We start from the raw sequence: 24,726 nt of genomic DNA, 5'->3' as shown, positions 1-24,726 counted from the left end.
CCCCCCTCTGCCCTGCCGGGCATCTCCCCCTCAAGGGGGGAGATTGGCAAGTGGCGAACACTCTTCCCCATAGCATCGTGGCAAAGGAACGAGCGAGGGCGGCATCTGATCTCCCCCCTTGAGGGGGAGATGCCCGGCAGGGCAGAGGGGGGTAAAGCCGCAAACACCACCATCACCGCCCCAAATAATTCTCGATCACCTTCGGATCGCTCGATACGAAATCGATCGACCCCTCAGCCAGCACCGAGCCTTCCGCAAGACAGGTCACCTTCACCCCAAGCTCGCGGATGAAGCCCATATCGTGCTCAACAACCACCACCGAACGCGTCTTGGCGATTTCTTTCAGCAGCACGGCGGTTTCGGCCGTCTCGGCATCCGTCATGCCCGCCACCGGCTCATCCACCAAGAGAAGCTTCGGCTCCTGCGCCAGCAGCATGCCAATCTCCAGCCACTGCTTCTGCCCATGCGAGAGATTGGCGGCGAGATCGCCGCGGCGGTGACCGAGCCGCACGGTGGCGAGGATTTCCTCGATACGCGCCTTGTCTTCCTCCGTCAGCCGGTAGAACAGGGTTGCGAACACGCCGCGCTTGCGGTTCAGCGCCAGTTCCAGATTGTCCCACACGGTATGGCTTTCAAACACCGTCGGCTTCTGGAATTTTCGGCCGATGCCAAGCTGGGCGATGTCGGCCTCGTCTTTTTTGGTGAGGTCGATGCTGTCTTCAAAGAGAACCGTGCCCGTGTCCGGTCGCGTCTTACCGGTGATGATGTCCATCATCGTCGTCTTTCCCGCACCATTCGGACCGATGATGGCGCGAAGTTCGCCCGGCTCCACCACGAAGGAGAGGGAATTCAGCGCCCTGAACCCATCGAAGGAAACGGAGACGCCATCGAGATAAAGCAGGCTCTTGGTTCTGTTTTCGGAAACCGTGTTCATGGGCTTACTCCGCCGCCTGTTGCGCAACCGCGCTGTCGTTGCCAGCCTCACGCGCCGCGCTTGCAACCCGCTTTTCCCGCCGTCCGGCCAGATAATGCTGCACGGTACCGACGATGCCCTTGGGGAAGAACAGCGTGACAGCAATGAAGAGACCGCCGAGCGCGAACAGCCAGAACTCCGGGAACGCACCGGTGAAATAGCTCTTGCCACCATTGACCAGCACCGCCCCGATGATCGGCCCGATCAGCGTGCCGCGCCCGCCGACCGCCGTCCACACCACCACTTCGATGGAGTTGGCGGGCGAAAATTCGCCGGGATTGATGATGCCCACCTGCGGCACGAACAAGGCACCGGCAATGCCCGCCATCATCGCCGAAACGACGAAGGTAAAGAGCTTGATGTTTTCCACCCGGAAGCCGAGGAACCGCACCCGGCTTTCAGCATCCCGCACACCCACCAGCACCTTGCCGAACTTGGAATTGACGATGCCCGACGCGATCAAAAGCGAGAGCGCCAGCATCACCGCCGTCATGGCAAACAGCACGGCGCGGGTGCCATCAGCCTGCACGGAATACCCAAGAATATCCTTGAAATCGGTCAGCCCGTTATTGCCGCCGAAACCCATGTCGTTGCGGAAGAAGGCAAGCAGCAGCGCATAGGTCATGGCCTGCGTAATGATCGAGAGATAGACACCGTTGACCCGCGAGCGGAAGGCGAACCAGCCGAACACGAAGGCGAGCAGCCCCGGCACGACAAGCACCATCAGCGCCGCAAACCAGAACATGTCAAACCCGTGCCAGAACCACGGCAGTTCCTTCCAGTTGAGGAACACCATGAAATCAGGCAGCACCGGATGGCCATAAACCCCGCGCGTGCCGATCTGCCGCATCAGATACATGCCCATGGCATAACCGCCGAGCGCAAAGAAGGCGGCGTGGCCAAGCGAGAGAATGCCGCAATATCCCCAGACCAGATCAAGCGCGAGCGCCAGCAGCGCATAGGCCAGATATTTGCCGAGCATCGACATGATATAGGTCGGGATGCGGAACGCGCTGTCGGCTGGCAGCAGCAGGTTGGAGGCGGGAACCAGCACGGCGATGGCAAGGATGATGCCGATGGCGATGGAAATGCGGCGATCGAGCGCGCGCAGGAGGAAGCCGGTAATCATGCTTCGATCGCCCTTCCCTTGAGTGCGAAGAGACCGCGCGGCCGCTTCTGGATGAACAGAATGATGAGAACGAGCACGAGGATCTTGCCTAGCACGGCGCCCACCGTCGGCTCGAGGAACTTGTTGAGCACGCCGAGCGACAGGGCGCCGACCAGCGTTCCCCAGAGATTGCCGACCCCGCCGAACACCACCACCATGAAACTGTCGATGATGTAGCTCTGGCCGAGATTGGGAGAGACGTTATCGATCTGCGACAGCGCGACGCCCGCGAGCCCGGCAACACCCGAACCGAGCGCAAAGGTGAAGGCATCCACCCAAGGCGTGCGAATGCCCATGGAAGACGCCATGCGGCGGTTCTGGGTCACAGCGCGCATCTGCAGGCCGAAGGCGGAGCGCTTCAGGAGAACCAGCAACGCGAAGAAGACGGAGAGCGAGAAACAGACGATCCAGACCCGGTTCCAGGTGAAGTTGAGGTAACCGACACTGAAGGAGCCGGACATCCAGCTCGGGCTGCCGACTTCCCGGTTGGTGGGGCCGAAGATGGAGCGCACGCCCTGTTGCAGGATCAGCGAGATGCCCCAGGTGGCGAGCAGCGTTTCCAGAGGTCGTCCATAGAGATAGCGGATGACACCGCGTTCCATGACGAGGCCGACGCAGGCCGTGACCAGAAAGGCGGCCGGCAAGGCAATCGCCAGTGACCAGTCGAACAGGCCGGGGAAATGGCTGCGGATCAACTCCTGCACCATGAAGGTGGAATAGGCGCCGATCATCACCATTTCACCGTGCGCCATGTTGATGATGCCCATGACGCCAAAGGTGATGGCAAGGCCGATGGCGGCGAGCAGCAGCACAGAGCCGAGCGACAGGCCGTACCAGACATTCTGCGCGTAATCCCAGAAGGCAAGGGAACTCTCGATGCTGGAAATCGCCTCGTCCACATCCGGCTTCAGGCTCGGATCAACCGAAGGCGTCGCAGCCATCAGAATGCTGATCGCATCGCGCCCGCCAAGCTTCTTGATGGTGGCGATTGCTTCTTTCTTGACCTCAAGGGGGCGGTCGGAGGAGAGCAGCGAGACAGCCCGCGCCTCCTCCATCCGGGTCCGCACCTCACCGTCGGTTTCTTTGGCGATGGCGGCTTCCAGCAGTTCAAGATTTTCAGCGCTCGGCGCTTTCAGGACGGCGTCAGCCGCTGCAAGCCGCACGGATTTTTCCGGGCTGAGCAACGTCAGCCCGCCCATCGCGGCGCGGATGACGCGGCGAAGATTATTGTTCACCCTGATCTTGGTAACGGTCGCCTTCGGCGCCGAGCCGGCGCTTTCACTCGTCAGCGGGTCGATCAGTGTGAAATCGGAACCGGCAGGTTTGGTCATGAAGACGAGATTGTCTGACTTGCGCACATAAAGATCACCCGCCGCAAAAGCCTCCAGCGCCGGCACAACGCGCGCATCTCCGGTGGCAGCAATCTGCCCGATCAGCACTTCGGCCTGCTTGAAATCAGCCGTGCCGAGCTGGTCGATCAGCGCCTTTGGGTCGCTCTGCGCGAGGGACTGGGCAGCGATCCCCATGGTGAGCCAGAGGAAGATGGCTCCGAGAAAAGATCGGATCGTCATGTCGGGTTCCTTGGAGCGGTTTGCGACTCTGCGGTTGCGTGTGGCACGACCTGAATATGCGGCTTACCCCCCTCTGCCCTGCCGGGCATCTCCCCCTCAAGGGGGGAGATCGACCCGTGGCGAGGTCCCGGCCATCTCGACGTTCGAGGATGAAATGGCGGGAGAGCCTCTTGCCGATCTCCCCCCTTGAGGGGGAGATGTCCGGCAGGACAGAGGGGGGTAATTCTGGCTCAGTTTGTAAACAGTCCGCCCCTCCAAAGAGAGGCGGCGATCGTTTCCCTATCAGCTACCCTTGCCGCCACACTTGCCGGTCGCCACGTTGAAGTTGCCGCAAGACATCGGCTTCCTCCAATCCGAGATCAGATCCTTCGAGTCCGGCAGATAATCCGACCATTCGTCACCCACCACCTGCGGTGTCTGCTGCACGATTTCGAACTGGCCGTCGGCCTGGATTTCACCGATCAGCACCGGCTTGGTGATGTGGTGGTTCGGCATGACGGTGGAGTAACCGCCAGAGAGGTTCGGCACGGAAACGCCGATGATCGAGTCGAGAACCTTGTCCGTATCGGTCGTGCCGGCGGATTCCACGGCCTTAACCCAGGCGTTGAAACCGATATAGGCGGCTTCCATCGGGTCGTTGGTCACGCGCTTGTCGTTTTTCGTGAAAGCATGCCAGGTCTTGATGAACTCGGCATTGACTGGCGCATCGACGGACTGGAAGTAGTTCCAGGCGGCAAGGTGGCCGACCAGCGGCGCGGTATCGAGACCGGCAAGCTCTTCTTCACCCACCGAGAAGGCGACGACCGGAATGTCTTCGGCCTTGATGCCCTGGTTGGCCAGTTCCTTGTAGAAGGGCACGTTGGCGTCACCATTGATCGTGGAAACAACGGCGGTCTTCTTGCCGGCCGAGCCGAATTTCTTGATGTCGGACACGATCGTCTGCCAGTCGGAATGACCGAACGGCGTGTAGTTGATCATGATGTCCTCTTCCTTGACGCCCTTCGACATCAGGTAGGCCTTCAGGATCTTGTTGGTGGTCTGCGGATAGACATAGTCCGTGCCGGCCAGAACCCAGCGCTCGACGCCTTCGGTATTGGCGAGGTAATCGACTGCCGGAATGGCCTGCTGGTTGGGGGCGGCACCCGTGTAGAAGATGTTGCGCGAGGATTCTTCACCCTCATACTGAACCGGGTAGAACAGGATCGAGTTCAGCTCTTCGAAAACAGGCAGAACGGATTTACGCGAGGAGGACGTCCAGCAGCCGAAAACGGCAGCGACTTTGTCCTGCGAAATCAGCTGGCGGGCCTTTTCGGCGAAAAGCGGCCAGTCGGAGGCCGGATCGACCACGACGGCTTCGAGCTTCTTGCCGAGAACGCCACCCTTTTTGTTCTGCTCATCGATGAGCATCAGCATGGCGTCTTTCAGCGTGGTTTCTGAAATGGCCATCGTACCGGAAAGAGAATGCAGCACGCCGACCTTAATCGTGTCATCGGCAGCGAAGGCGCCGTGGAAGGCGGTGGTGGACAGGATTGCGCCAAGCAGCGCGGCACTGAGCGTCTTGCGGAACATCATCGGAAGGACCCCTCTCCTTGTTGGCCTCTCGTGGAGGCTCAGCGGCATCTTCGGCCGCTGCTGGAGGGACTATCGATCTCGTAAGCGCGAAACCGTATACGTCAATTGACGTAGGCGGGGTGGCGAAAGGTGCAGGGGACGGAACTACCGGACAGAGCGGCCTATGTAGACCGAGAGGTCTCGGCTTGTTTCTTCTCCCCGCCGGGGAGAAGAAAGGCGCGGCAACGTTTCACATCAAGAATGCGGCTTGCGGTCGCTCTCTTCGTCCCGGATCGCCTCGTCATGATACCAGGAGCCGAAATCCACATGCGGCTCTCTCGCCTCGCGTTCGAGGTCGCTCAAGCCATTGGTGCGGAACTTGGAGACGCCAGCGCGCCCGCCAACAGGGAATTGGTAGATCGTTGCCGTCTCACGATGAAAGCCAGTCGCCATTTCGGTCATCTCACTCTGTTTGCATCGAAGCACTTGGTCATGGAATCAAACCCGTGAAAGCCGGATTCGCTCCCTTTGATTAAAAAAAAATCACGTTGCGGAAAATATAGGCATAGACAGTGGTTTCGACAAGAAAAACCATTCCGAAAGCGCTGGTTTTTAGGGCAAATGCCAATCCCTCGCGCGCAATTGAATTTCCCGCATCGCAGCATCGCATGGGACTGTCGCGCGCCAGCTATCTATCAGGATTCAATGATGAAACTTGAGGGGTGATTTACCCTGTTGCGTCGCAACAGAGGCCCCTTTGCAGGAAATCCAGAGGCCCTGCGCCAACGGACCCTGAAAGATTTTTCGAAAAAATCGCCGGATATCGCGAATCTGGCACGCGGCATGCATCTAAGGGGTCAGCCCTTGAACGCGAATGCGCTTCCGGTGGTGAAAGCCGCGGGAGGCCTCAAGGCTTCGCATTGTTACCTATGAGAGGTTCGTAATGACTAAGTTCAAACTCGAGTACATCTGGCTGGACGGATACAAGCCGGTCCCCAACCTGCGCGGCAAGACCCAGATCAAGGAATTCGATGAATTTCCGACACTCGAGCAGCTGCCGCTTTGGGGCTTTGATGGCTCCTCCACGCAGCAGGCCGAAGGCCACTCCTCCGATTGCGTGCTGAAGCCCGTCGCGATCTACCCGGATCCGGCCCGCTCCAACGGTGCGCTCGTCATGTGCGAAGTCATGATGCCCGATGGCGTCACCCCGCATCCGTCGAACAGCCGCGCAACCATCCTCGACGACGAAGATGCATGGTTCGGCTTCGAGCAGGAATACTTCTTCTACCAGGACGGCCGCCCGCTCGGCTTCCCGGAACAGGGTTACCCGGCTCCGCAGGGTCCTTATTACACCGGCGTCGGCTTCAAGAACGTCGGTTCGGTTGCCCGCGAAATCGTTGAAGAGCACCTTGATCTCTGCCTCGAAGCCGGCATCAACCACGAAGGCATCAACGCCGAAGTGGCCAAGGGCCAGTGGGAATTCCAGATTTTCGGCAAGGGCTCCAAGCGCGCCGCCGACCAGATCTGGATCGCTCGTTACCTGCTGCTGCGTCTTTGCGAACAGTACGGCATCGACGTCGAATTCCATTGCAAGCCGCTCGGCGACACCGACTGGAACGGTTCGGGCATGCACTGCAACTTCTCCACCAAGTACATGCGTGAAGTTGGCGGCAAGGAATATTTCGAAGCCCTCATGGCCGCTTTTGCCAAGAACTGGAAAGAGCACATCGACGTATACGGTCCGGACAACCATCTGCGCCTGACCGGCAAGCACGAAACCGCTCCGTGGAACAAGTTCTCCTACGGCGTGGCAGACCGTGGCGCGTCGATCCGCGTTCCGCACTCTTTCGTCAACAACGGTTACAAGGGTTACCTTGAAGACCGTCGTCCGAATTCGCAGGGCTGCCCTTACCAGATCGCTTCCGTCGTCCTGAAGACGATCGCGGAAGTGCCGCTCGCAAAGTCGGCTGCTGCCTGATATCGAACTGATGGCGTCGCCCGAACCGGGCGACGCCATTTTTCTGTCCACCGAACGGCCAGGCGGACAGGTGGCCTTTCGCCCGTCGCCACATGCGGCATAGTCATCCCGGCGCAGGCATCTGCGTGGTTTTGAGCGATGGCATCGCCGCTTCCTTGACCCGGACAGGGTTCGCCCCGGTGCCTCAAAGCAGGCCATGTGCTTTCGAGCAGAAAGGTGAACGATGGGCATTCTCGACAAATTTTCCCTCAAGAACCGTACCGCCATCATCACCGGCAGCGGCCGCGGCCTCGGTTTTGAAATCGCCAAAGCCTTTGCCGAAGCTGGCGCCCATGTCTGGCTGACCGGCCGCAATGCCGAGACGTTGCAACAGGCGGTCGACACGTTGCGCGAAGCGGGCGGAAAGGCGGATTATGCCGCCTTCGATATTGCCGATACCAGAGCCGGGGCGGCGCTGGTCCACCGCATCATGAGCGAACTGGGCCACCTCGATATTCTCGTCAACAATGTCGGCGCGCGCGACCGCCGCCCGCTGTCCGAGTTCAGCGACGAGGACGTGCTGGAATTGATCCGCACAGACCTCACCTCCTCCATTTCCCTGTCGCGCGATGCGGCGGAAGCCATGGCGGCAAAGACCTATGGCCGCATCATCACCATCACCTCCATTCTTGGCCACATCGTGCGGCCGGGCGATGCGATCTATCCCGTCGCCAAACAGGGGCTGACGGGCCTGATGCGGGCGATTGCCGTGGAATATGGCGCGCGCGGCATCACCAGCAACGCCATTGCGCCGGGCATGTTCGCCACCGAAACCAACGCCGCCCTTGCCGAAAATCCTGAGATGGTGGCCTTTGCCAAGCTTCGTGTACCGCTGGAGCGCTGGGGCAGACCGGACGAGATTGCCGGTGCGGCCCTGTTTCTGGCCAGCGACGCGGCCTCCTTCGTCAACGGCCATGTGCTGACGGTGGATGGCGGCATGTCGGTGCGCCTGTGAAAGGCCGCGGGCGGAAAGGCGCTCAATAGGCATGGCGGCACGGCAACGCATCATCCCCGTCAGGCGCGAATATAACCGCTGGGTCGCCAACCAGACGCTGGAAGATTATGCGTTGCGTTTTACCGCCAAGAGCGCCCGGCAATTTTCCTCCAACCGCATTTCCCACACCGCCATCGGCGCGATTTCCTTTCTGGCGCTGGAAGCCATCGGCGGGGCAATCACGCTTTCCTACGGCACCACCAACGCTTTTTACGCCATCCTTGTCGCCGCCGTCGCCATGCTGGCCGTCGGCCTGCCGATAAGCCGTTATGCCATCCGCCACGGCGTCGATATCGATCTGCTGACACGCGGCGCAAGCTTCGGTTACATCGGCTCCACCATTACCTCGCTGATTTACGCCGCCTTCACCTTCATGCTCTTTGCCATCGAGGCGTCGATCATGTCCGGCGCGCTGGAACTGGCGCTCGGCATTCCGCTCTGGATCGGCTACATCATCTCCGCCGTCATGGTCATTCCGCTCGTCACCCATGGCGTGCGGCTTATCAGCCGTTTCCAGATCGTCACCCAGCCCTTCTGGATCGTCCTCAACATCCTGCCCTTCATCTTCATCGCCTTGATGGACTGGGAGAAATACGATCTCTGGCGCGCCTTTGCCGGCATTCACCACGCCTCCGGCCCGCCGGGCACCATCGCGGATTTCAATCTCGTGGAATTCGGCGCAGCCTCCGCCGTCATTCTGGCTTTGATGTCGCAGATCGGCGAACAGGTGGACTTCCTCCGCTTCCTCCCCGCCGAAGGCCAAAGCCGCCTGCGCCACCGCCTCGCCGTCTTTCTGGCCGGTGCGGGCTGGGTTGTTGTCGGCGTACCGAAGCTCTTGGCCGGCTCGTTCCTTGTCGTGCTGACCTTCAGCTCCGGCGTTTCGGTCGATCGCGCCGCCGATCCGGCGCAAATGTATCTCACCGCCTTCGGTTACATGATCCCAAACCAGACGGCGGCAATGCTGCTGATGGTCGCCTTCGTGGTCGTCTCGCAGCTGAAGATCAACGTCATGAACGCCTATGCGGGGTCGCTCGCTTGGTCGAATTTTTTCTCCCGCCTCACCCACAGCCACCCCGGCCGCGTCGTCTGGCTGGTGTTCAATGTGGCCATTGCGCTGCTCTTGATGGAACTCGGCATCTACCGGCTGCTTGAGGAAACGCTCGGCATCTTCTCCATCATCGCCATGGCGTGGCTCTGCACCATCTCGGCCGATCTCTTCATCAACAAGCCGCTTGGCCTTGCCCCGCCGGGCATAGAGTTCAAGCGCGCCCATCTCTACGATATCAACCCGGTCGGCGTCGGCTCCATGGCGCTTTCCGCCACCATTGCGCTGATGGCGCATTTCGGCACCTTCGGCCCGCTCGCCGCCTCGCTCGCGCCCTATCTCACACTCATCGTCGCCTTCATCGCCTCGCCGCTGATTGCCTGGGGCACCAAAGGCAAATTCTACCTTGCCCGCAAGCCGCGCCAGCAGTGGCGCGAAGAAAGCAGCATCACCTGCTCCATCTGCGAGCATCCTTTCGAGCCTGAGGACATGGCCTGGTGCCCGGCCTATGCCGCGCCGATCTGTTCGCTCTGCTGCTCGCTGGACAGCCGCTGCCACGACATGTGCAAGCCGAAGGCGAAGCTGAACTATCAGGTCGCCACCGTCGCCAAGACCTTCCTGCCGAGACAGCTTGTGGCAAAACTCGCCACCCGCCTCGGGCGCTACGGCATGGCGGCGGCGATTGCCGTCACCACAATCGGTGGCATTCTGGCCATGATCGCGCATCAGGTCGGCACGGCCTCGCCGGAAACGGCAGATGTGGTGAACCGCACCATCCTCATCGTGTTTTTCGTCTTCGCCGTCATTGCCGGCATCGTCTGCTGGTTCCTCGTCCTTGCCCATGACAGCCGGGTGGTGGCGGAAGAGGAATCCTCCCGTCAGAACACGCTGCTCTTGAAGGAAATCGCCGCCCACAAGAAGACAGATGCGGCCCTTCAGGATGCCAAGGAAACGGCTGAGGCCGCCAACCGCGCCAAGAGCCGTTATGTCGTCGGCCTCAGCCACGAGCTGCGCACGCCGCTGAATGCCGTTCTCGGCTATGCCCAGATCCTCGAGCGCGACGAGACCATTCCCCCTCCCCGGCAATCGGCGATCAAGGTCATCCGCCGCTCGGCAGACCACCTCTCGGGCCTGATCGACGGACTGCTGGATATTTCCAAGATCGAGGCGGGCCGCCTGCAGGTCTATTCCAACGAGATCAACATTCAGGATTTCCTCGATCAGATCGTCGATATGTTCCGCCCGCAGGCGCAGGCCAAGGGGCTGGAATTCCGCCACGACCGCTCGCCCGCTCTGCCGCAATATGTGCGAACCGATGAAAAGCGGCTGCGCCAGATCCTCGTCAACCTGCTTTCAAACGCCATCAAGTTCACCGATCATGGCGCCGTCACCTTCGATGTCGGTTATCGCAGCCAGGTGGCGAGCTTCACCGTGTCCGATACCGGCCGCGGCATTGCCGAAAAAGACCTCGCCCGCATCTACGAACCCTTCCAGCGTGGCGAGGCCGAAAGCGTGCGCCCGATGCCAGGCCTCGGCCTCGGCCTCACCATCACAAGGCTTCTGACAAATACGCTCGGCGGCGAAATTTCCGTCTCCAGCGAAAAGGACAAAGGCTCCACCTTTCGCGTGCGCCTCATGCTATCCGCCGTCCACCGGCCAAACACGGCGCCAGCGCCGGAAAAGACCATCCGCTCCTATTCCGGTCCACGCCGCACCATCGTTGTGGTCGATGACAACGAGGATCACCGCGAGCTGATGCGGCAGGTGCTGTCGCCGCTCGATTTCGTGGTGCTGACCGCGCAATCCGGCCCCGAATGTCTTACCCTCATCGAAGGGGTGAAGCCCGATCTTTTCCTCATCGATATTTCCATGCCCGGCATGACCGGCTGGCAGCTGGTGACGAAACTGCGCGAGGCGGGTCAGACGGCCCCGCTCATCATGCTCTCAGCCAATATAGGGGACGGCACTGTCGCGGGCGCCGGCGATGACAATCACAACGACGCCATCGCCAAGCCGGTCGATATCCGCCACCTCTGCGACAGGCTCGCCGTGCATCTCGGGCTGAAATGGATTTACGATACCGATCTGCCCCCCGCACCGGAGCCGCAGCCGCCTGCCGAGATCGTCCATCCGGGAGCCATTCACATCCAGGATTTGCAGCGGCTGGGCGAAATAGGCTACATACGCGGCATCGAAGCGAAACTCGCCGATCTTGCCCGCAACACGGAAAACCTGCCCTTCACGCAGGAGCTCGGCGCCTATGTGCAGGCTTTCGATCTGGCCGGTTACGCGCATTTTCTCAAGCGGTTCGAAGACAGTGACAGGGGAGACCTCAAGGCATGAGCGCTCAGGCGGCGGCCCCGAGAGACATCGTATTGCTGGTGGATGACAGCCCGGAAGCGCTGGGATTCCTGACCGACGCGCTCGAACAGTCCGGCTTTTCCGCCCTCATCGCTACATCGGGACAGGCCGCGCTCAACATTGCCGAACGCATTACGCCCGATATCATCCTGCTCGACGCCGTCATGCCCACGATGGACGGTTTCGAGACCTGCCGCCGCCTCAAAGCCAATGCCGCCGTCGCGCAGGTGCCCGTCATTTTCATGACGGGACTGACCGAGACCGAACATGTGGTGCGGGCGCTGGACTCCGGCGGCGTCGATTATCTGACCAAGCCGATCAATATCGATGAGCTGCGCGCCCGCATCCGCGTGCATCTTTCCAATGCCCGTTCCGCGCAAAGCGCGCGCGTGGCGCTTGACGCCGCCGGCCGACACCTGCTTGCCGTGCGCGCCAATGGAGCCATCCACTGGTCTACGCCGCAGGCAACGCGGCTCGTCAATGCTGCGACCGGCCGGGATGACGGCATGGAAATCGTCGTCAGCCATATCGGCCGCTGGCTCGGCGAAAGGGCGGCCTCCGAAACCGGTCGCGATGCACCGCTGACGATCACCCAGGCCGGACGCCCGGCCTTGCAGCTCTCCTTCCTCGGCGCGATGGGCCCGGATGAGCATCTGTTTCGCCTGACCGCCGCCAACGAAAAGTCGGATGACCACCTTCTGAAAGAGCATTTCGCGCTGACGACGCGGGAGTCGGAAGTGCTTTTGTGGATCGCCAAGGGCAAGTCCAACCGCGATATCGGCGATATTCTCGGCCTGTCGGCCCGGACGGTGAACAAGCATCTCGAACAGATCTATGTGAAGCTCGGCGTGGAGAACCGCGCCTCTGCCGCGGTCAAGGCGGCGCATATTCTGCATCAGGGGTGAATAGCGGCGCGTGATGTGGTAAGCTAATATTGTTTAGGCCCGAGCGACGAGCCCTCGCTGATTAGCCGAGCGCCCTCCTCTTGTTTCTTCTCCCCGCCGGGGAGAAGTCCGCGGCAGCGGGATGAGGGGGCGAGGGTAGCGATAAGACCGAGAGCTTGCCCCCTCATCCGGCCGTTCCGGCCACCTTCTCCCCGGCGGGGAGAAGAAACGCGCGGCAACCACCTCCCAGAAAATCATCACCCCCTGCCCTGAACCCCAATACAGGAACGCACACCCATGAACCGTTTCATCGTCCTCTCCGGTTGCTCCGGCGGCGGAAAATCCACGCTTCTCGCCGAGCTCGCCCGGCGCGGTTTCGCCACCGTGGAGGAACCCGGCCGCCGCATCGTCATCGAAGAAATCCGCGATGGCGGCAACGCTCTGCCGTGGATAGACCTCGAAGCCTTTGCGCGCCGCGCCATTTCTGTGGCGCTTGAAGACCGTCAGCATGCGCCAGAGCACGGCACCGTCTTCTTCGATCGCGGCCTGATCGACGCCGCCTCGGCTCTACGCGAGGTCAGCGGCGACCCCGTCATCGAAACGTTGCACCGCGAACATCGCTATAACAGGCTGGTCTTCCTTACCCCGCCCTGGCCGGAAATCTATCGGGCAGACGCGGAGCGGCGGCATGATTTTGCCGCGGCCGTGGCAGAATACGACCGCCTCGTCAGGGATTATCAAGCTCTTGACTATGAGACCGTCGTCCTTCCGAAATCAGGTGTCGAAGAGCGTGCTGAGGTCATTTTGGAGCGGCTGGATGGAGCGCAGCTGTCTCAGCGATTTTCCAGCAGCTGCGACACGGTCACAAACTCGAACCCGCGCTGACGCAGTCCATCGATGATCAGCGGCAAGGCCTGCCGTGAAGTCTCGCGGCTGCGATACATGACATGCATGATGATGATCGAGCCGTTTTTCGTGTGCTCGATAACGTGCTTCGCAAGAGCCGCTGCATCCTCGGCGATATCTGGATAGGATTCCGGCTCAACATCCCACATGATTGTTTTCCGGTCATGCCGGTATAGATACCATGGCAAGCCGAGCAGCTTCTTGCCATAGGGCGGGCGGAACATGATCTCGCCTTTATGACCCGCAGTCCGAATGGCCGCATCGGTGCGCTCGATCTCGTCCCCGACCCTGCCCAGTCCCATCAAGGCCATGTTGGAATGCGTATAGCTGTGGTTTCCAACCTGATGGCCATCGCTGACGATCATGCGGGCCTGCGGCAGGTTTTCTTCAGTTTCCTTGCCCGTCAGGAAAAAGGTCGCTTTGATCCCGCGTTCCCTCAGGATCGCCAGGACCTCAGGCGTGAAACGCACCGAGGGCCCGTCGTCAAACGTCAGGGCCACCACCGGCTTCGGCGTCTCGACCCTCGGAATGATCTCCCCGAACAATTGCGTCGTCCGGGATTTGCTGAAGAGATGAACGCCACCGAGCACCACCGCCAGCATGGCAAGACCAAGGATTAGAGACACCATCCGTTTCATCGCCATTGCCACCCCTCATTGCAGTTTTCGGGAGGTTTTGTCTCTCGCCTTATTGTCTCCAGTGTGGCGCCTGTCGCGCAAAAGAAAAGCCCGGCAGCGATGCCGGGCTTCGATAGGGTGTCGCAAAAGGCTTAGCTGCCCTGCTGGATGTAGGTGAACTTGCCGTCCGGACCCTTCTTCCACTCGTACATGACATAGCCAGGAAGCTTCGGGTCACCCTTCTCATCGAAGGAGATCTCGCCGAGCGCCGTCGGGAAGCTACCCTTCTTCAGCGCTTCGGCAACCCTTTCAGGCTCCACGGAACCGGCTGCCTTGGCAGCGCCGGCAATCGCCTGCAGGGCTGCATAGGAGTAGAGCGTATAGGCTTCCGGGTTGAAACCGGCGGCCTTGAACTTCTCTACCAGTTCCTTGTTTTCAGGGCGCAGTGTCGGATCAGGACCGAAGGTGTTGAGCGTGCCTTCGACGGCGTCGCCGGCGATGGAAGCCAGTTCGTTCGATACGATACCGTCGCCCGAGACGAGCTTGGCCTTCAGGCCCTGGTCAGCCGCCTGGCGGATGATGAGGCCGGCTTCGGTGTGCAGGCCGCCCCAGTAGATGATGGAAACGCCGGCTTCCTTCATCTTGGAGATCAGCGCCGAGAAGTCCTTGTCGCCGACATTCACGCCTTCGTACATGGCTTCCTTCACGCCGGCGGCATTGGCTGCCTTCTTGGTTTCATCGGCAAGGCCCTGACCGTAAGGCGTCTTGTCGTGAATGATGGCGATCTTGGCGTCCTTGAAATGATCGGCAAGATACTTGCCGGCGATGCCGCCCTGCTGGTCGTCACGGCCGCAGGTGCGGAACGTGTTCCACAGACCGCGCTCGGTGAACACGGGGTTGGTCGCGGCAGGCGTGATTTCGAGAATGCCGTTTTCGGCGTAAACTTCGGACGCCGGAATGGAAACGCCGGAGTTGAAGTGACCGACAACGAATTTCACGCCGTCAGCGACGAATTTATTGGCGACCGAAATACCCTGCTTGGGGTCGGATACGTCGTCGCCCAGCACGATCTTGATCTGCTCGCCATTAATGCCGCCGGCGGCATTGATGTCTTTCGCAGCCTGTTCGGCACCCTTCTGGATCTGAGCGCCGAAAGCAGCGTTCGGGCCAGTCAGCGGTGCGCCGACGGCGATCACGACATCGGCCCAGGCCGAACCGCCAAACGCGACCATGGCGGTCAGCGCGACAGCGGAAAGAAGAGACTTCTTCATTACTTTACTCCCAGTTCCTTTGGATGGGTTGTTTGCGAGGACCTGTTCAGTACCCACCTTAACCGAACAGGAAACGTTCCACTCTGCCGAGTATTAGTGACCCCGGAAAATACCGGCTGTCAATTTTTCTTTTTATAGGAAAATGCCGACGTGCGGTCGTAGAGCCAATAGTAATTATTGACCATCTGGCTCGTCCGGCGCATGCGGAAACCGATGCTGGAAAAAACCAGAAGAAGAACGACGTCAAACACGTAGTAGAAGCCGTTGATGAATGGCCCATCGAACAGCGCGTGATGCAAAAACCGCATCACCACGCCCAGCGCGAGCGTGTAGATCACCACCCGCGTATAACCACCCCAGCCGTCGGCAACGGATTTGCCGGTGCGCCAAGCCGTCCAGAAACCCAGAAGAACAACCAACGCGCGCAGAACATACCGCACGCCGTTATCCGTCTCGAAAAAAAGGCCCTGCATCTCTTTCCCCATCAGTGCCGGGCTGAATACCCAGGCCCTGCCTTGTCTGTCGTCCCGTCGTTTGCCGCCGGGCATTTTATTGTTTACGCCCCGCCATGGATCCTTAAGGTTTGGCCGAAAGGATGACGGACCGCCGTTTGCAGTCTTGCGCCGCAAAATTTCCGGCGCAAGTAAAATCTTTCAGTGCCGTCCGCCTTCGAGATAGGCGGCGCGTACCTGCGGATCGGCGAGCAGTTCCTTGCCCGAACCGCTCATCGTCACCTTGCCGTTGACCATCACATAAGCGCGGTCGGAAAGCTTGAGCGCGGCGAAGGCGTTCTGCTCCACGAGGAAGACGGTCAGACCCTCTTCCTGATTGAGTTTCTTGATCGCCTCGAAAATGCCCTTGACGATCAGCGGAGCGAGACCCAGCGAAGGCTCGTCCAGCAGCAGGAGCTTCGGACGTGCCATCAGCGCGCGGCCGATGGAGAGCATCTGCTGCTCGCCGCCGGAAAGCGTGCCGCCGCGCTGGCTCTGACGCTCCTTCAGGCGCGGAAACATCACGAAGATCTTCTCGACGTCTTCCTTGAAATATTTCAGGTTATCGAGATTGGCGCCCATCTGCAGGTTTTCCAGCACTGTCATGCGCGGGAAAATCCGGCGGCCTTCGGGCGATTGGGCGATGCGCTTGCGGGCGATCAGATGGGTCGGCAGCTGGGTAATGTCCTCGCCATCGAAGATCACCTGGCCGGCGCGCGCCTGCGGGCTGCCGCAGATGGTCATCATCAGCGTCGACTTGCCAGCGCCATTGGCGCCGATCAGGCTGACGATTTCGCCCCTCTTGACTTCGACATCGACACCGGCCAGAGCCCGGATATTGCCATAATAGGTTTCGACACCCTGGACTTTCAGAAGCGGTTCACCGGACATCAGGCCGCTCCTCCGTCGAGTTCTTCCGCAATCACGTCTTCCACTTCATCATCCTCGACACCCAGATAGGCGGCGATGACCTTCGGGTCGTTCTTCACATGGTCCGGCGTGCCGTCGGAAATCTTCTGACCGTATTCCAGAACCACCACGTGGTCGGAAATCTGCATCACCACGGACATGTCGTGCTCGATGAGGAGCAGCGACGTACCCTCGTCGCGGATGCCGCGCAGCAGCGTGTTGAGCGCCAGGGATTCCTTCGGATTGAGACCGGCGGCCGGCTCATCGAGGCACAGCAGTTCCGGCCCGGTGCACATGGCGCGGGCGATTTCCAGGCGGCGCTGCGCGCCATAGGGCAGATCGCCCGCCGGATCGTCGGCGCGATCGATCAGATCGGCCTTTTCCAGCCAGTATTTGGCTTTTTCTATAGAGGCATCCACCGCCCGCCGGTATGCGGGCAGGCCGAGAAGACCGAGGATCGTGTAACCCGAGGCCTTCATCAGCGCATTGTGCTGCGCCACCAGCAGGTTTTCCAGAACGGTCAGGCCCGAAAACAGGCGGATGTTCTGGAAGGTGCGCGCCACCTTTGCCTTCTTGGTGATTTCGAAATCCGGCAGGCGCTCGAGTAGATGCGTCTCGCCATCCTGCTGGCGCATGGTGATCATGCCCATGGTGGGCTTGTAGAAGCCGGTGATGCAGTTGAAGACCGTGGTCTTGCCCGCACCGTTCGGGCCGATCAAGGCCGTGATCTCGCCGCGCTTCGCCTCGAAGGAGAAGTCGTTGATGGCCATAAGGCCGCCAAAGCGCATCGAGAGATGTTCGACCTTGAGGATCGTGTCGCCAGTGGTATTGGGTGTCATTGTTGTTGTTCCGGAAGCCATCAACCGTGACCTTCCTTGGTAAAGCTGCCGGAGACGGCCTTGCGTTCTTTAAGGAAAGCCGTGGGTTCACGCGAGCCGACGAAACCGCGCGGCTTGAACAGCATGACGATGACCATGGCAAGCCCGAACAGCAGCATACGATAGAGTTCCGGCGTGAAATCGGGCCCGAAGACATGCTTCAGGAACTCCATTTCGCGCAGAAGCTCGGTGCCGCCGACCATGACGAGCGCCGCAATGGCAATGCCGGTCAGCGAGCCCATGCCGCCGAGAACGACGATGGCGAGAATGACGGCGGATTCGAGGAACACGAAGCTTTCCGGCGAAACGAACCCCTGACGGGCGGCGAAGAAGGAACCGGCAAAACCGCCGAACATTGCGCCCGTGGCAAAAGCGGTGAGCTTGGTGATGACCGTATCGATGCCGAGCGAACGGCAGGCGATCTCGTCCTCACGCAGCGCTTCCCACGCCCGGCCGATGGGCATGCGGCGCAGGCGGATGGTGACATAGGCCGTCAGCATGCACAGCAGCAGGATCACGTAGAACAGGAAGATCTTGTAATAGGCCGAGGACATCGACAGGCCGAACGCCTTGGCGAAATTGTTCGGCGCGCCGACATCGAACGACCAGATGCCGAAGATCGACGCCTTGGCGATGCCGGAAATACCGAAAGTGCCCTTGGTCACATCCGTCCAGTTGAGCAGCACGAGACGGATGATTTCACCGAAGGCGAGCGTGACGATTGCCAGATAGTCGCCGCGCAGGCGCAGCACCGGAAAGCCGAGGATGATGCCCCAGAAGCCTGCCAGAATGCCGGCAACCGGCAGCAGCACCCAAAACGACAGGCCGAACTGGCTGGAGAGCAGCGCATAAGAATAGGCGCCCACCGCATAAAAGGCGACGTAACCGAGATCGAGCAGGCCGGCAAGGCCGACGACGATGTTCAGACCCCAGGCCAGCATCACATAGATCAGGATCTGGATGCCGAAATTGTCGACGAATTTCAGCGAGCCCTGGAAACCGAAGAGCTGCACCGCGATAACGGGATAAAGCAGCAGCAGAACCAGCGCCAGCTTCAGAAAGTGCTTGTGGAAAAAGCCCTTTTCCTCGGAAATCTCCAGAACGCCGCTCTTGGCCTTGGCCAGCTTGCGACGATCCAGCGACGGCTTGATAAAGCCGACCATAAGGAAGCGGCCGATGGCGGCAACGGCGACGAAGATCGCCAGAAGGCCCCAGCGCGTGCCCCAGATCAGCTGGTTGTTGATGTCCTGATAGGTGACGATGCCGACATAAAGAATGAACATGCCGAACGAGATGACGCCCGCAATCAGGCCCTCCTTCACGGCTGTCGCCATCAGGCTGGGGCCGGAAGAGGTGTTTTCGGAAGCGATATTGGCCATGGGATCACACCTTCTCGACTTCCGGGCGACCGAGGATGCCGGTCGGCTTGAAGATCAGCACGAAAGCCAGGATGCCGAAAGCCGCGACATCCTTGTAGGCGATGGAGAAATAGGCCGACCACAGCGATTCGATCAGGCCGATCAGGAGGCCGCCGAGAACAGCGCCCGGCAGCGAGCCGATGCCGCCCAGAACGGCTGCGGTAAATGCCTTGACGCCGGGAATGAAGCCGTCGCTGAAAGAGGCAACACCATAATACATCAGATACATGGTGCCGGCGACCGCGGCGAGTGCTGCACCCATGATGAAGGTGATGGAGATGGTCTTGTCGACATCAACGCCGAGCAGCGCCGCCATCTTGCGATCCTGTTCGGTGGCGCGCTGCGCCCGGCCGAGCGGGGTCTTGTTGACGATATACCAGAAGGCGAAGAGCAGCACCGAGGTGACGACCATGATGATCAGCTGCTTCAGCGACACGGTGATGGCGCCGAAATGATAGCTTTCGGTCACCAGCGACGGGATCGGCTTGTTGCGTGGACCCTGCGTGACCTGGATGAAATTGGACAGCGCGATCGACATGCCGATGGCAGTGATCAGCGGCGCAAGACGGAAGGAGCCTCTGAGCGGGCGGTAGGCGACGCGTTCGATCACCCAGTTCCACAGGCCGGTCATCAGCATGGCGACGACCATCATCAGAAGCAGAAGAAGCGCCACCGGAATGCCGGCGACAAAGGATGTCACGATCAGGAAAACGATCAGCGCGGCGAAGCCGCCGAGCATGAAAATATCGCCATGGGCGAAGTTGATCATGCCGATGATGCCGTAAACCATCGTATAGCCGATAGCGATGAGGCCGTAGATCGATCCAAGAGTCAGCCCGTTTATGAGCTGCTGGATAAAATACTCCATGTCTTTCCCCCGGGCACGACCTCAAATGGGCCACGCCTCGTTATGTTAATTATAGGGGCGCGCTTGCAGGCAGACCCCCACCCTCAAAATGCATATCGTGTTCGTTAAAAATGTGAAGTCAAAAACGGGCGATCCTGCACAAAATTTGGAATTTCCACACTAGCTGCCGCTTTCCCGATCAAAAGAGCCATGATTTTGGCAGGAAGTGCTGAAAAAATGACGGTCGAATGCTTATTTTAGCATTGTCCAACGCCATTATTTGACGGGCAGTGGGCAAAGGAGTAGCGAAGATCGGAACGGCGATATCCCGCAGACGGGATTCAATTGGCAAAGAGATGATCGACATATTGACGAAAGCGGCGCTGGACGCCGGGCAGGCCATCATGGCGGTCCACCGTGCCGGCCCGCATGTGTCGTACAAGGATGACTGCTCGCCGGTGACGGAAGCCGATCAGCGTGCCGAAGCGATCATTCTTGCGGCCCTGGCCGCCCATTTTTCCGATATACCGGTGGTTGCCGAAGAGGCCGTGTCGAGTGGCATCCTGCCGGAAACCGGAGCGGAATTCTTTCTCGTCGATCCGCTGGATGGAACCAAGGAGTTCATTTCCGGCAAGGATGATTTCACCGTCAACATCGCGCTCATCCGTAACGGCGCTCCGGTGGCCGGTGTGGTTTACGCCCCCTGTCGCGGACAGGCGTGGACCGGCGAGGGCAACGCCGCCGAAAAACTCGCCATATCGGCCGAAGGCGTCATCCTGTCGCGCCACCCCATCCGGGCCCGCCAGCGCGGCACTTCCCCCGTGGCGCTGATCAGCCGCTCGCACTGCACCGCACGAACGGAAGCCTTCGTGGCCGAACATGGACTGAAGGACTGTATTTCTGTCGGCTCGTCGCTGAAATTCTGCATGCTGGCGGAGGGTGCCGCCGATATCTACCCGCGCTTCAGCCGCACCATGATGTGGGACACGGCGGCGGGCGACGCCGTGCTGCGCGCCGCCGGCGGCCGGACGCTGGACTGCTCGGGCCTTCCACTAACCTATGCGGTGAAGGGCGATGGCGAGGATGCGCTGGCCAATCCGGATTTCATTGCCGAAGGGGCGATGGCGGTGGAACACGCGGGGTAACGGGCGCTCGGCGTTTGCTGCGGCTCTTGCGACGGGCGGCATTGGTGAGCTTCGGTGTGTGCGGCTTTACCCCCCTCTGCCCTGCCGGGCATCTCCCCCTCAAGGGGGGAGATCGACTCGCGGATAGGTCTCCCCCATCTCAACGTTTGCGAATGAAGTGGCGGTAGCGCTTCCTGCCGATCTCCCCCCTTGAGGGGGAGATGCCCGGCGGGGCAGAGGAGGGTAAAGCCACACACACCAAGGCCCCCAAAAAATAATCTTGTCCCCGCTCATCCCCGCCCCACGCCACCACCTCACAATGCCCCCGCAACGAAACACCGCAGCGCGGAAGGCACATCATGACCGAACAGACGGCGAGACTTCGGCTTCCCTATATCCTCCCCTCGCAGGCGCAGAAACACGTCACCCACAACGAGGCGCTGCAACGGCTCGACGCGATCGTGCAGCTGGTCGTCAAGGCTGTGGTTGCCGCACCGCCCGAAAACGCCGCCGAGGGAGATTGCTTCCTCCTCTCCGCCGACGCTACCGGCGATTGGGCCGGCAAGGGCGGCAGGCTCGCCTTCCGGCAGGATGGCGCGTGGCTCTCGATCACACCGCAGCCCGGCTGGACGGCATGGTTTGCGGCCGAAAGCAGATATCGCGTCCTGCGCGACGGCGGCTGGCGTGACCTGCCACTGCCGGCCACCGGTCGGCTGGAAAGCATGGGAATCGGCACGGAGGCCGATGCCGTCAACCGGCTGGCGCTCGCCTCCCCCGCCAGCCTTTTCACCCACCCGCAGAATGACGGCAGCCACCGCATGACGATCAACAAGGCGGGCCGGGCCGATACAGCCTCATTGCTGTTCCAGTCCGGCTGGAGCGGCCGCGCAGAGATGGGTCTGGCGGGAAATGACGGGTTTTCGATCAAGGCCAGCACGGACGGCGCCTCATGGCACACCGCCATAGTCTGCAGCGGCGATGGTCGCGTCTCGATGCCCAACCGCCCGCTCGCCGTCGCTGGCCTGCCGGCGGGCACGACGAAGCCGGCCAATGGCTCTGCCGCCGGTTTTTCCGTGCTCTCCCTCGCTGAGGGCGGCTTTGCGCTCGGTGATGCGGTGAGTGGTGGTGGGCGCGACCTGGTGGTGCCAGCGAAGGGCCTCTATCTGGCCATATTGACGCTTGCCGTGGTCTCGTCTTCCGGCCACCGGGTGACGCTGTTGATCAACGGCGCGGCGGCCGATTTCGGCATCGCGGGCAATGTGTCAGACTCAGGCGCGTCGCAGTCGGCAACCGCCTTCCTTCGCCTCGATGCCGGCGACCGCCTGCGACTGCACCATGAGGGAACGGTGGAATTGACCCAGGGCAACGGCAAAACGTGCCTTTCGCTTGCGTGGATCTGATCTGGACAACCGATGAGAGAGAAAAATTGCGATTTTTGGAAAAATTTTTCCCCGACAAAATAAGGCGACTCGAACAAATCAGGCGAAACCGTTCAAATTCTTAATAAATTGTCACGAGCTGCTTAGGCAATTTTTAAAGGTACGGGGCTAAAGTTCCCGTCATATGGTCTTGAGTTTGTATAGAGTGTCCAATGACCGAAATGATACGCCCACGAGTTAAATATGTCATCGGCCCCGATGGCAGCCCTCTGACGATTGCGGATCTTCCGCCTGCCAATACCCGGCGCTGGGTCATTCGCAGAAAGGCAGAGGTTGTTGCCGCCGTGCGCGGTGGACTGTTGAGCCTCGAAGAGGCCTGCGAGCGTTATACGCTCACCGTTGAAGAATTCCTGTCCTGGCAGTCCTCGATTGCCGATCATGGCCTTGCCGGCCTGCGCACCACGCGCATTCAGCAATACCGCCACTGAGAAAGTGCGCCGGCGCGCCAAAGGCGCCCAACGCCGGATTTTCAAAACGCCCCGTCAGTTTATCGACGGGGCTTTCAGTTTGATTTCGGATTTTTCATTCAGAACCATGCCTGCTGACGGTGAGAGATTGTCACCGGTTTGTGTCCGCTGCGTTCGCTATCCCGCTGTTTCAATTCGGGCGCAAGCCGCTACAGTGGAGATACGAACAGCAATGGGAAGGCAGAGATAATGGATATCAAGACAACCGAAACCGGATCGCGCGGCGAATATCTCGCAACCGTCGACGGCCATACGGCGGAAATGACCTATTCCCGCACCTCCCCTTCCCTCATCATCATCGATCATACCGGCGTGCCCGATGCGCTTCGCGGCAAAGGCGTCGGCCAGGCACTTGCCGCCCACGCCATCGATGAAGCCCGCAAGGGCGGCTGGAAGATCATTCCGCTCTGCCCCTTCTTCAAGGCCCAGACCCTGCGCCATCCAGACTGGGCCGATGTTATCCAGGGCTAAGGGCGCTTTATCATCTGTCTGAGGGCAGAAGTCGCAAGCGTCGCGGCATATTTCTTCTCCCCGCCGGGGAGAAGGTGGCCCGAAGGGTCGGATGAGGGGGAAACGCCAGTAATATGCGGAGAACTTGCCCCCTCGTCCCGCTGCCGCGAACTTCTCCCCGGCGGGGAGAAGAAAAAAGCGGCTTACGCTTAATCCCTCACAGCCGTTGCAAATATCGCGTCATTTCATAAATGCGTGTCACGCCACCTTCAACGGTGGGGTCCCGGCATGCATGCTCCGGCGGACCTCTTCCCGGAATTCGAGCGTATCCTTTGCGCCGTGCACGGCCACGGCATGCTGCACGGCCGCCTCCATCAGCTCCTCCTGGGAATCGGCCGAAATGGCAACGGTGCATCTGCTGTCACTGGGAAATTCACGGCAATCGATATATTGGCGGGCCATTTTTTCCTCCCTGCAATGGCCGCCCGCACCCGCACGGGTGCGTGCGCGTAAAAGCCTCCGGCTCACGGTCGGAACCCCTGTAAAATACGCCTTTCCGCATGTCCGGACAATCGAAATCGGGGCGGCCGCCCCGTCGTGGCGCGCTGGCGAAGCAGCAAGGCAAAAGGCCGCCCTGATGGAGCGGCCTTTCGAAAAAAAGCATGTCGTCCCGTCATTGAAAGCCGCCTCCTGATCCACCGGCAGCCGTCAATGAGGACGAGGTTCGTCAGTTCTGCGCCACCTGTCAGGCGCGGGCGCGGATGGCTCCGTCGCGGTTTTCCAGTGCGGCGGCCTTTTCATATTCGGCCTGCACCTCTTCCAGCGATGCCTCGGCGGCCTCCTGCTGGGCCTTCAGTTCCCGGATGGAAACCTGAAGATTATCCGCCCGCTGGCGCGCGGCCTTGGCGAAGGTCGGATAGGCGAAATGCGTCGGATCGGTAATGCCCGACTTGCTCTCTTCCAGAGAGATCTGATGCACCAGTTCCTTTGCCATCCGCTCGAATTCGGACATCATCTGCTGCAGCTGGTTAAGCTGCCTGCGTTTTTCATTGACCTGAAATTCCTTCAGGCGAACCAGGCTGTCACGCGACTTCATACGCAATACTCCATGGATAGCGAGACCCGGATCAAAAAAGGCACTATGCCCCCTCGACCGGCCCGTTTAACCCGCCCTTTCAACCGGCCGGGTTAACCCGTTGTGCCGGAATGATTCCCGAAAGTTACCCGGCGTTAATAAAAAACCGCCGCCGTTAACCTTTCGTTTACGGGCATCGTTAATGATAAACACGATCATTTAAGGGTCGGTAAATGCCAGGTCCAAAAAAATGGGCCAGACGATGTAAGA

General features: G+C 60.3%; 23 protein-coding genes and 1 pseudogene. 9 read left to right on the top strand and 15 right to left on the bottom strand.

What is annotated here, in order from left to right:
- The 6 genes and pseudogenes from K7A42_RS01590 to K7A42_RS01565 form a co-directional block, all read right to left on the bottom strand.
- A pseudogene (locus K7A42_RS01590) lies at positions 1-176 on the bottom strand (propionyl-coenzyme A carboxylase alpha polypeptide); the annotation flags it as partial.
- Positions 173-934, bottom strand: coding sequence for an urea ABC transporter ATP-binding protein UrtD (gene urtD, locus K7A42_RS01585; protein WP_077987273.1), 762 nt, complete (start codon positions 932-934; stop codon positions 173-175). The pseudogene K7A42_RS01590 and the gene urtD, both read right to left, overlap by 4 nt.
- Before the next feature lie 4 nt (positions 935-938).
- Complete coding sequence (gene urtC, locus K7A42_RS01580; RefSeq protein WP_006699546.1) at positions 939-2,102, bottom strand: urea ABC transporter permease subunit UrtC; 1,164 nt, start codon at positions 2,100-2,102, stop codon at positions 939-941.
- Positions 2,099-3,712, bottom strand: a complete 1,614-nt coding sequence (urtB, locus tag K7A42_RS01575; RefSeq protein WP_282454694.1) for an urea ABC transporter permease subunit UrtB — start codon at positions 3,710-3,712, stop codon at positions 2,099-2,101. Before urtB ends, urtC begins: the two co-directional genes overlap by 4 nt.
- 282 nt (positions 3,713-3,994) lie before the next feature.
- Positions 3,995-5,284: an urea ABC transporter substrate-binding protein gene (gene urtA / locus K7A42_RS01570; RefSeq protein WP_004443324.1), complete on the bottom strand. Its 1,290-nt coding sequence runs from the start codon at positions 5,282-5,284 to the stop codon at positions 3,995-3,997.
- A gap of 234 nt (positions 5,285-5,518) precedes the next feature.
- Positions 5,519-5,725 (bottom strand): DUF2735 domain-containing protein, encoded by a 207-nt coding sequence (locus K7A42_RS01565; protein WP_006700348.1) that lies wholly within the window; start codon positions 5,723-5,725, stop codon positions 5,519-5,521.
- A gap of 481 nt (positions 5,726-6,206) precedes the next feature.
- On the opposite strand from K7A42_RS01565, the gene K7A42_RS01560 reads away from it, so the two are divergent.
- The 5 genes from K7A42_RS01560 (at position 6,207) to K7A42_RS01540 (ending at position 13,449) form a co-directional block, all read left to right on the top strand.
- On the top strand, positions 6,207-7,241 hold the full coding sequence (locus K7A42_RS01560) for a glutamine synthetase beta-grasp domain-containing protein (RefSeq protein WP_006700347.1): 1,035 nt from the start codon (positions 6,207-6,209) through the stop codon (positions 7,239-7,241).
- A gap of 223 nt (positions 7,242-7,464) precedes the next feature.
- Positions 7,465-8,235 (top strand): SDR family oxidoreductase, encoded by a 771-nt coding sequence (locus tag K7A42_RS01555; protein WP_072494778.1) that lies wholly within the window; start codon positions 7,465-7,467, stop codon positions 8,233-8,235.
- A 31-nt stretch (positions 8,236-8,266) separates the two neighbouring features.
- A complete protein-coding gene (locus tag K7A42_RS01550; protein WP_282454693.1) occupies positions 8,267-11,662 on the top strand; it encodes an ATP-binding protein in 3,396 nt (1,131 codons plus the stop codon).
- Positions 11,659-12,585 carry a response regulator gene (locus tag K7A42_RS01545; RefSeq protein ID WP_004443339.1) on the top strand — a complete coding sequence of 309 codons (927 nt, stop codon included), beginning with the start codon at positions 11,659-11,661 and terminating at the stop codon, positions 12,583-12,585. The genes K7A42_RS01550 and K7A42_RS01545 overlap by 4 nt, the downstream gene beginning before the upstream one ends.
- 276 nt (positions 12,586-12,861) lie before the next feature.
- Entirely contained in the window at positions 12,862-13,449 is a 588-nt protein-coding gene (locus tag K7A42_RS01540; RefSeq protein ID WP_282454692.1) for an AAA family ATPase, read from the top strand.
- Here K7A42_RS01540 and K7A42_RS01535 read toward each other — a convergent pair.
- From K7A42_RS01535 to K7A42_RS01505, 7 genes are all read right to left on the bottom strand, one after another.
- Positions 13,398-14,114, bottom strand: coding sequence for a polysaccharide deacetylase family protein (locus tag K7A42_RS01535; protein ID WP_282454691.1), 717 nt, complete (start codon positions 14,112-14,114; stop codon positions 13,398-13,400). The two genes, K7A42_RS01540 and K7A42_RS01535, sit on opposite strands and share 52 nt — an antisense overlap.
- A 125-nt stretch (positions 14,115-14,239) precedes the next feature.
- Positions 14,240-15,358 carry a branched-chain amino acid ABC transporter substrate-binding protein gene (locus tag K7A42_RS01530; RefSeq protein ID WP_077987269.1) on the bottom strand — a complete coding sequence of 373 codons (1,119 nt, stop codon included), beginning with the start codon at positions 15,356-15,358 and terminating at the stop codon, positions 14,240-14,242.
- A gap of 119 nt (positions 15,359-15,477) precedes the next feature.
- Positions 15,478-15,831 carry a DUF6867 family protein gene (locus K7A42_RS01525; RefSeq protein WP_004443347.1) on the bottom strand — a complete coding sequence of 118 codons (354 nt, stop codon included), beginning with the start codon at positions 15,829-15,831 and terminating at the stop codon, positions 15,478-15,480.
- A gap of 180 nt (positions 15,832-16,011) precedes the next feature.
- The gene (locus K7A42_RS01520) at positions 16,012-16,740 is read right to left on the bottom strand and encodes an ABC transporter ATP-binding protein (protein ID WP_004443349.1); all 729 of its coding nucleotides are present in this window, start codon (positions 16,738-16,740) and stop codon (positions 16,012-16,014) included.
- Positions 16,740-17,618, bottom strand: a complete 879-nt coding sequence (locus tag K7A42_RS01515; RefSeq protein WP_034498713.1) for an ABC transporter ATP-binding protein — start codon at positions 17,616-17,618, stop codon at positions 16,740-16,742. Before K7A42_RS01515 ends, K7A42_RS01520 begins: the two co-directional genes overlap by 1 nt.
- A complete protein-coding gene (gene livM / locus K7A42_RS01510) occupies positions 17,618-18,970 on the bottom strand; it encodes a high-affinity branched-chain amino acid ABC transporter permease LivM (RefSeq protein ID WP_373887383.1) in 1,353 nt (450 codons plus the stop codon). Before livM ends, K7A42_RS01515 begins: the two co-directional genes overlap by 1 nt.
- 49 nt (positions 18,971-19,019) lie before the next feature.
- The gene (locus K7A42_RS01505) at positions 19,020-19,922 is read right to left on the bottom strand and encodes a branched-chain amino acid ABC transporter permease (protein ID WP_004443357.1); all 903 of its coding nucleotides are present in this window, start codon (positions 19,920-19,922) and stop codon (positions 19,020-19,022) included.
- Positions 19,923-20,257: 335 nt separating this feature from the next.
- On the opposite strand from K7A42_RS01505, the gene cysQ reads away from it, so the two are divergent.
- From cysQ to K7A42_RS01485, 4 genes are all read left to right on the top strand, one after another.
- Complete coding sequence (gene cysQ, locus K7A42_RS01500; RefSeq protein ID WP_282454690.1) at positions 20,258-21,046, top strand: 3'(2'),5'-bisphosphate nucleotidase CysQ; 789 nt, start codon at positions 20,258-20,260, stop codon at positions 21,044-21,046.
- 338 nt (positions 21,047-21,384) lie between these two features.
- Complete coding sequence (locus tag K7A42_RS01495) at positions 21,385-22,425, top strand: DUF2793 domain-containing protein (protein ID WP_282454689.1); 1,041 nt, start codon at positions 21,385-21,387, stop codon at positions 22,423-22,425.
- 191 nt (positions 22,426-22,616) lie between these two features.
- Entirely contained in the window at positions 22,617-22,892 is a 276-nt protein-coding gene (locus K7A42_RS01490) for a DUF1153 domain-containing protein (RefSeq protein ID WP_003491799.1), read from the top strand.
- A gap of 228 nt (positions 22,893-23,120) precedes the next feature.
- Complete coding sequence (locus K7A42_RS01485) at positions 23,121-23,402, top strand: GNAT family N-acetyltransferase (protein ID WP_004443362.1); 282 nt, start codon at positions 23,121-23,123, stop codon at positions 23,400-23,402.
- A 237-nt stretch (positions 23,403-23,639) separates the two neighbouring features.
- Here the strand turns inward: K7A42_RS01485 and K7A42_RS01480 are convergent, their stop codons facing one another.
- Both K7A42_RS01480 and K7A42_RS01475 read right to left on the bottom strand, forming a co-directional pair.
- Positions 23,640-23,843: a DUF1059 domain-containing protein gene (locus K7A42_RS01480; RefSeq protein WP_004443364.1), complete on the bottom strand. Its 204-nt coding sequence runs from the start codon at positions 23,841-23,843 to the stop codon at positions 23,640-23,642.
- A gap of 283 nt (positions 23,844-24,126) precedes the next feature.
- Positions 24,127-24,477, bottom strand: coding sequence for a flagellar export protein FliJ (locus K7A42_RS01475; RefSeq protein ID WP_003491821.1), 351 nt, complete (start codon positions 24,475-24,477; stop codon positions 24,127-24,129).
- Positions 24,478-24,726 lie beyond the last annotated feature (249 nt).

Source organism: Agrobacterium sp. InxBP2 (genome assembly GCF_026191755.1).
Taxonomy (GTDB): Bacteria; Pseudomonadota; Alphaproteobacteria; order Rhizobiales; family Rhizobiaceae; genus Agrobacterium; species Agrobacterium pusense.
The sequence above is the reverse complement of the archived record's forward strand: the minus strand, read 5'-3'. Positions and strand labels throughout refer to the sequence as shown.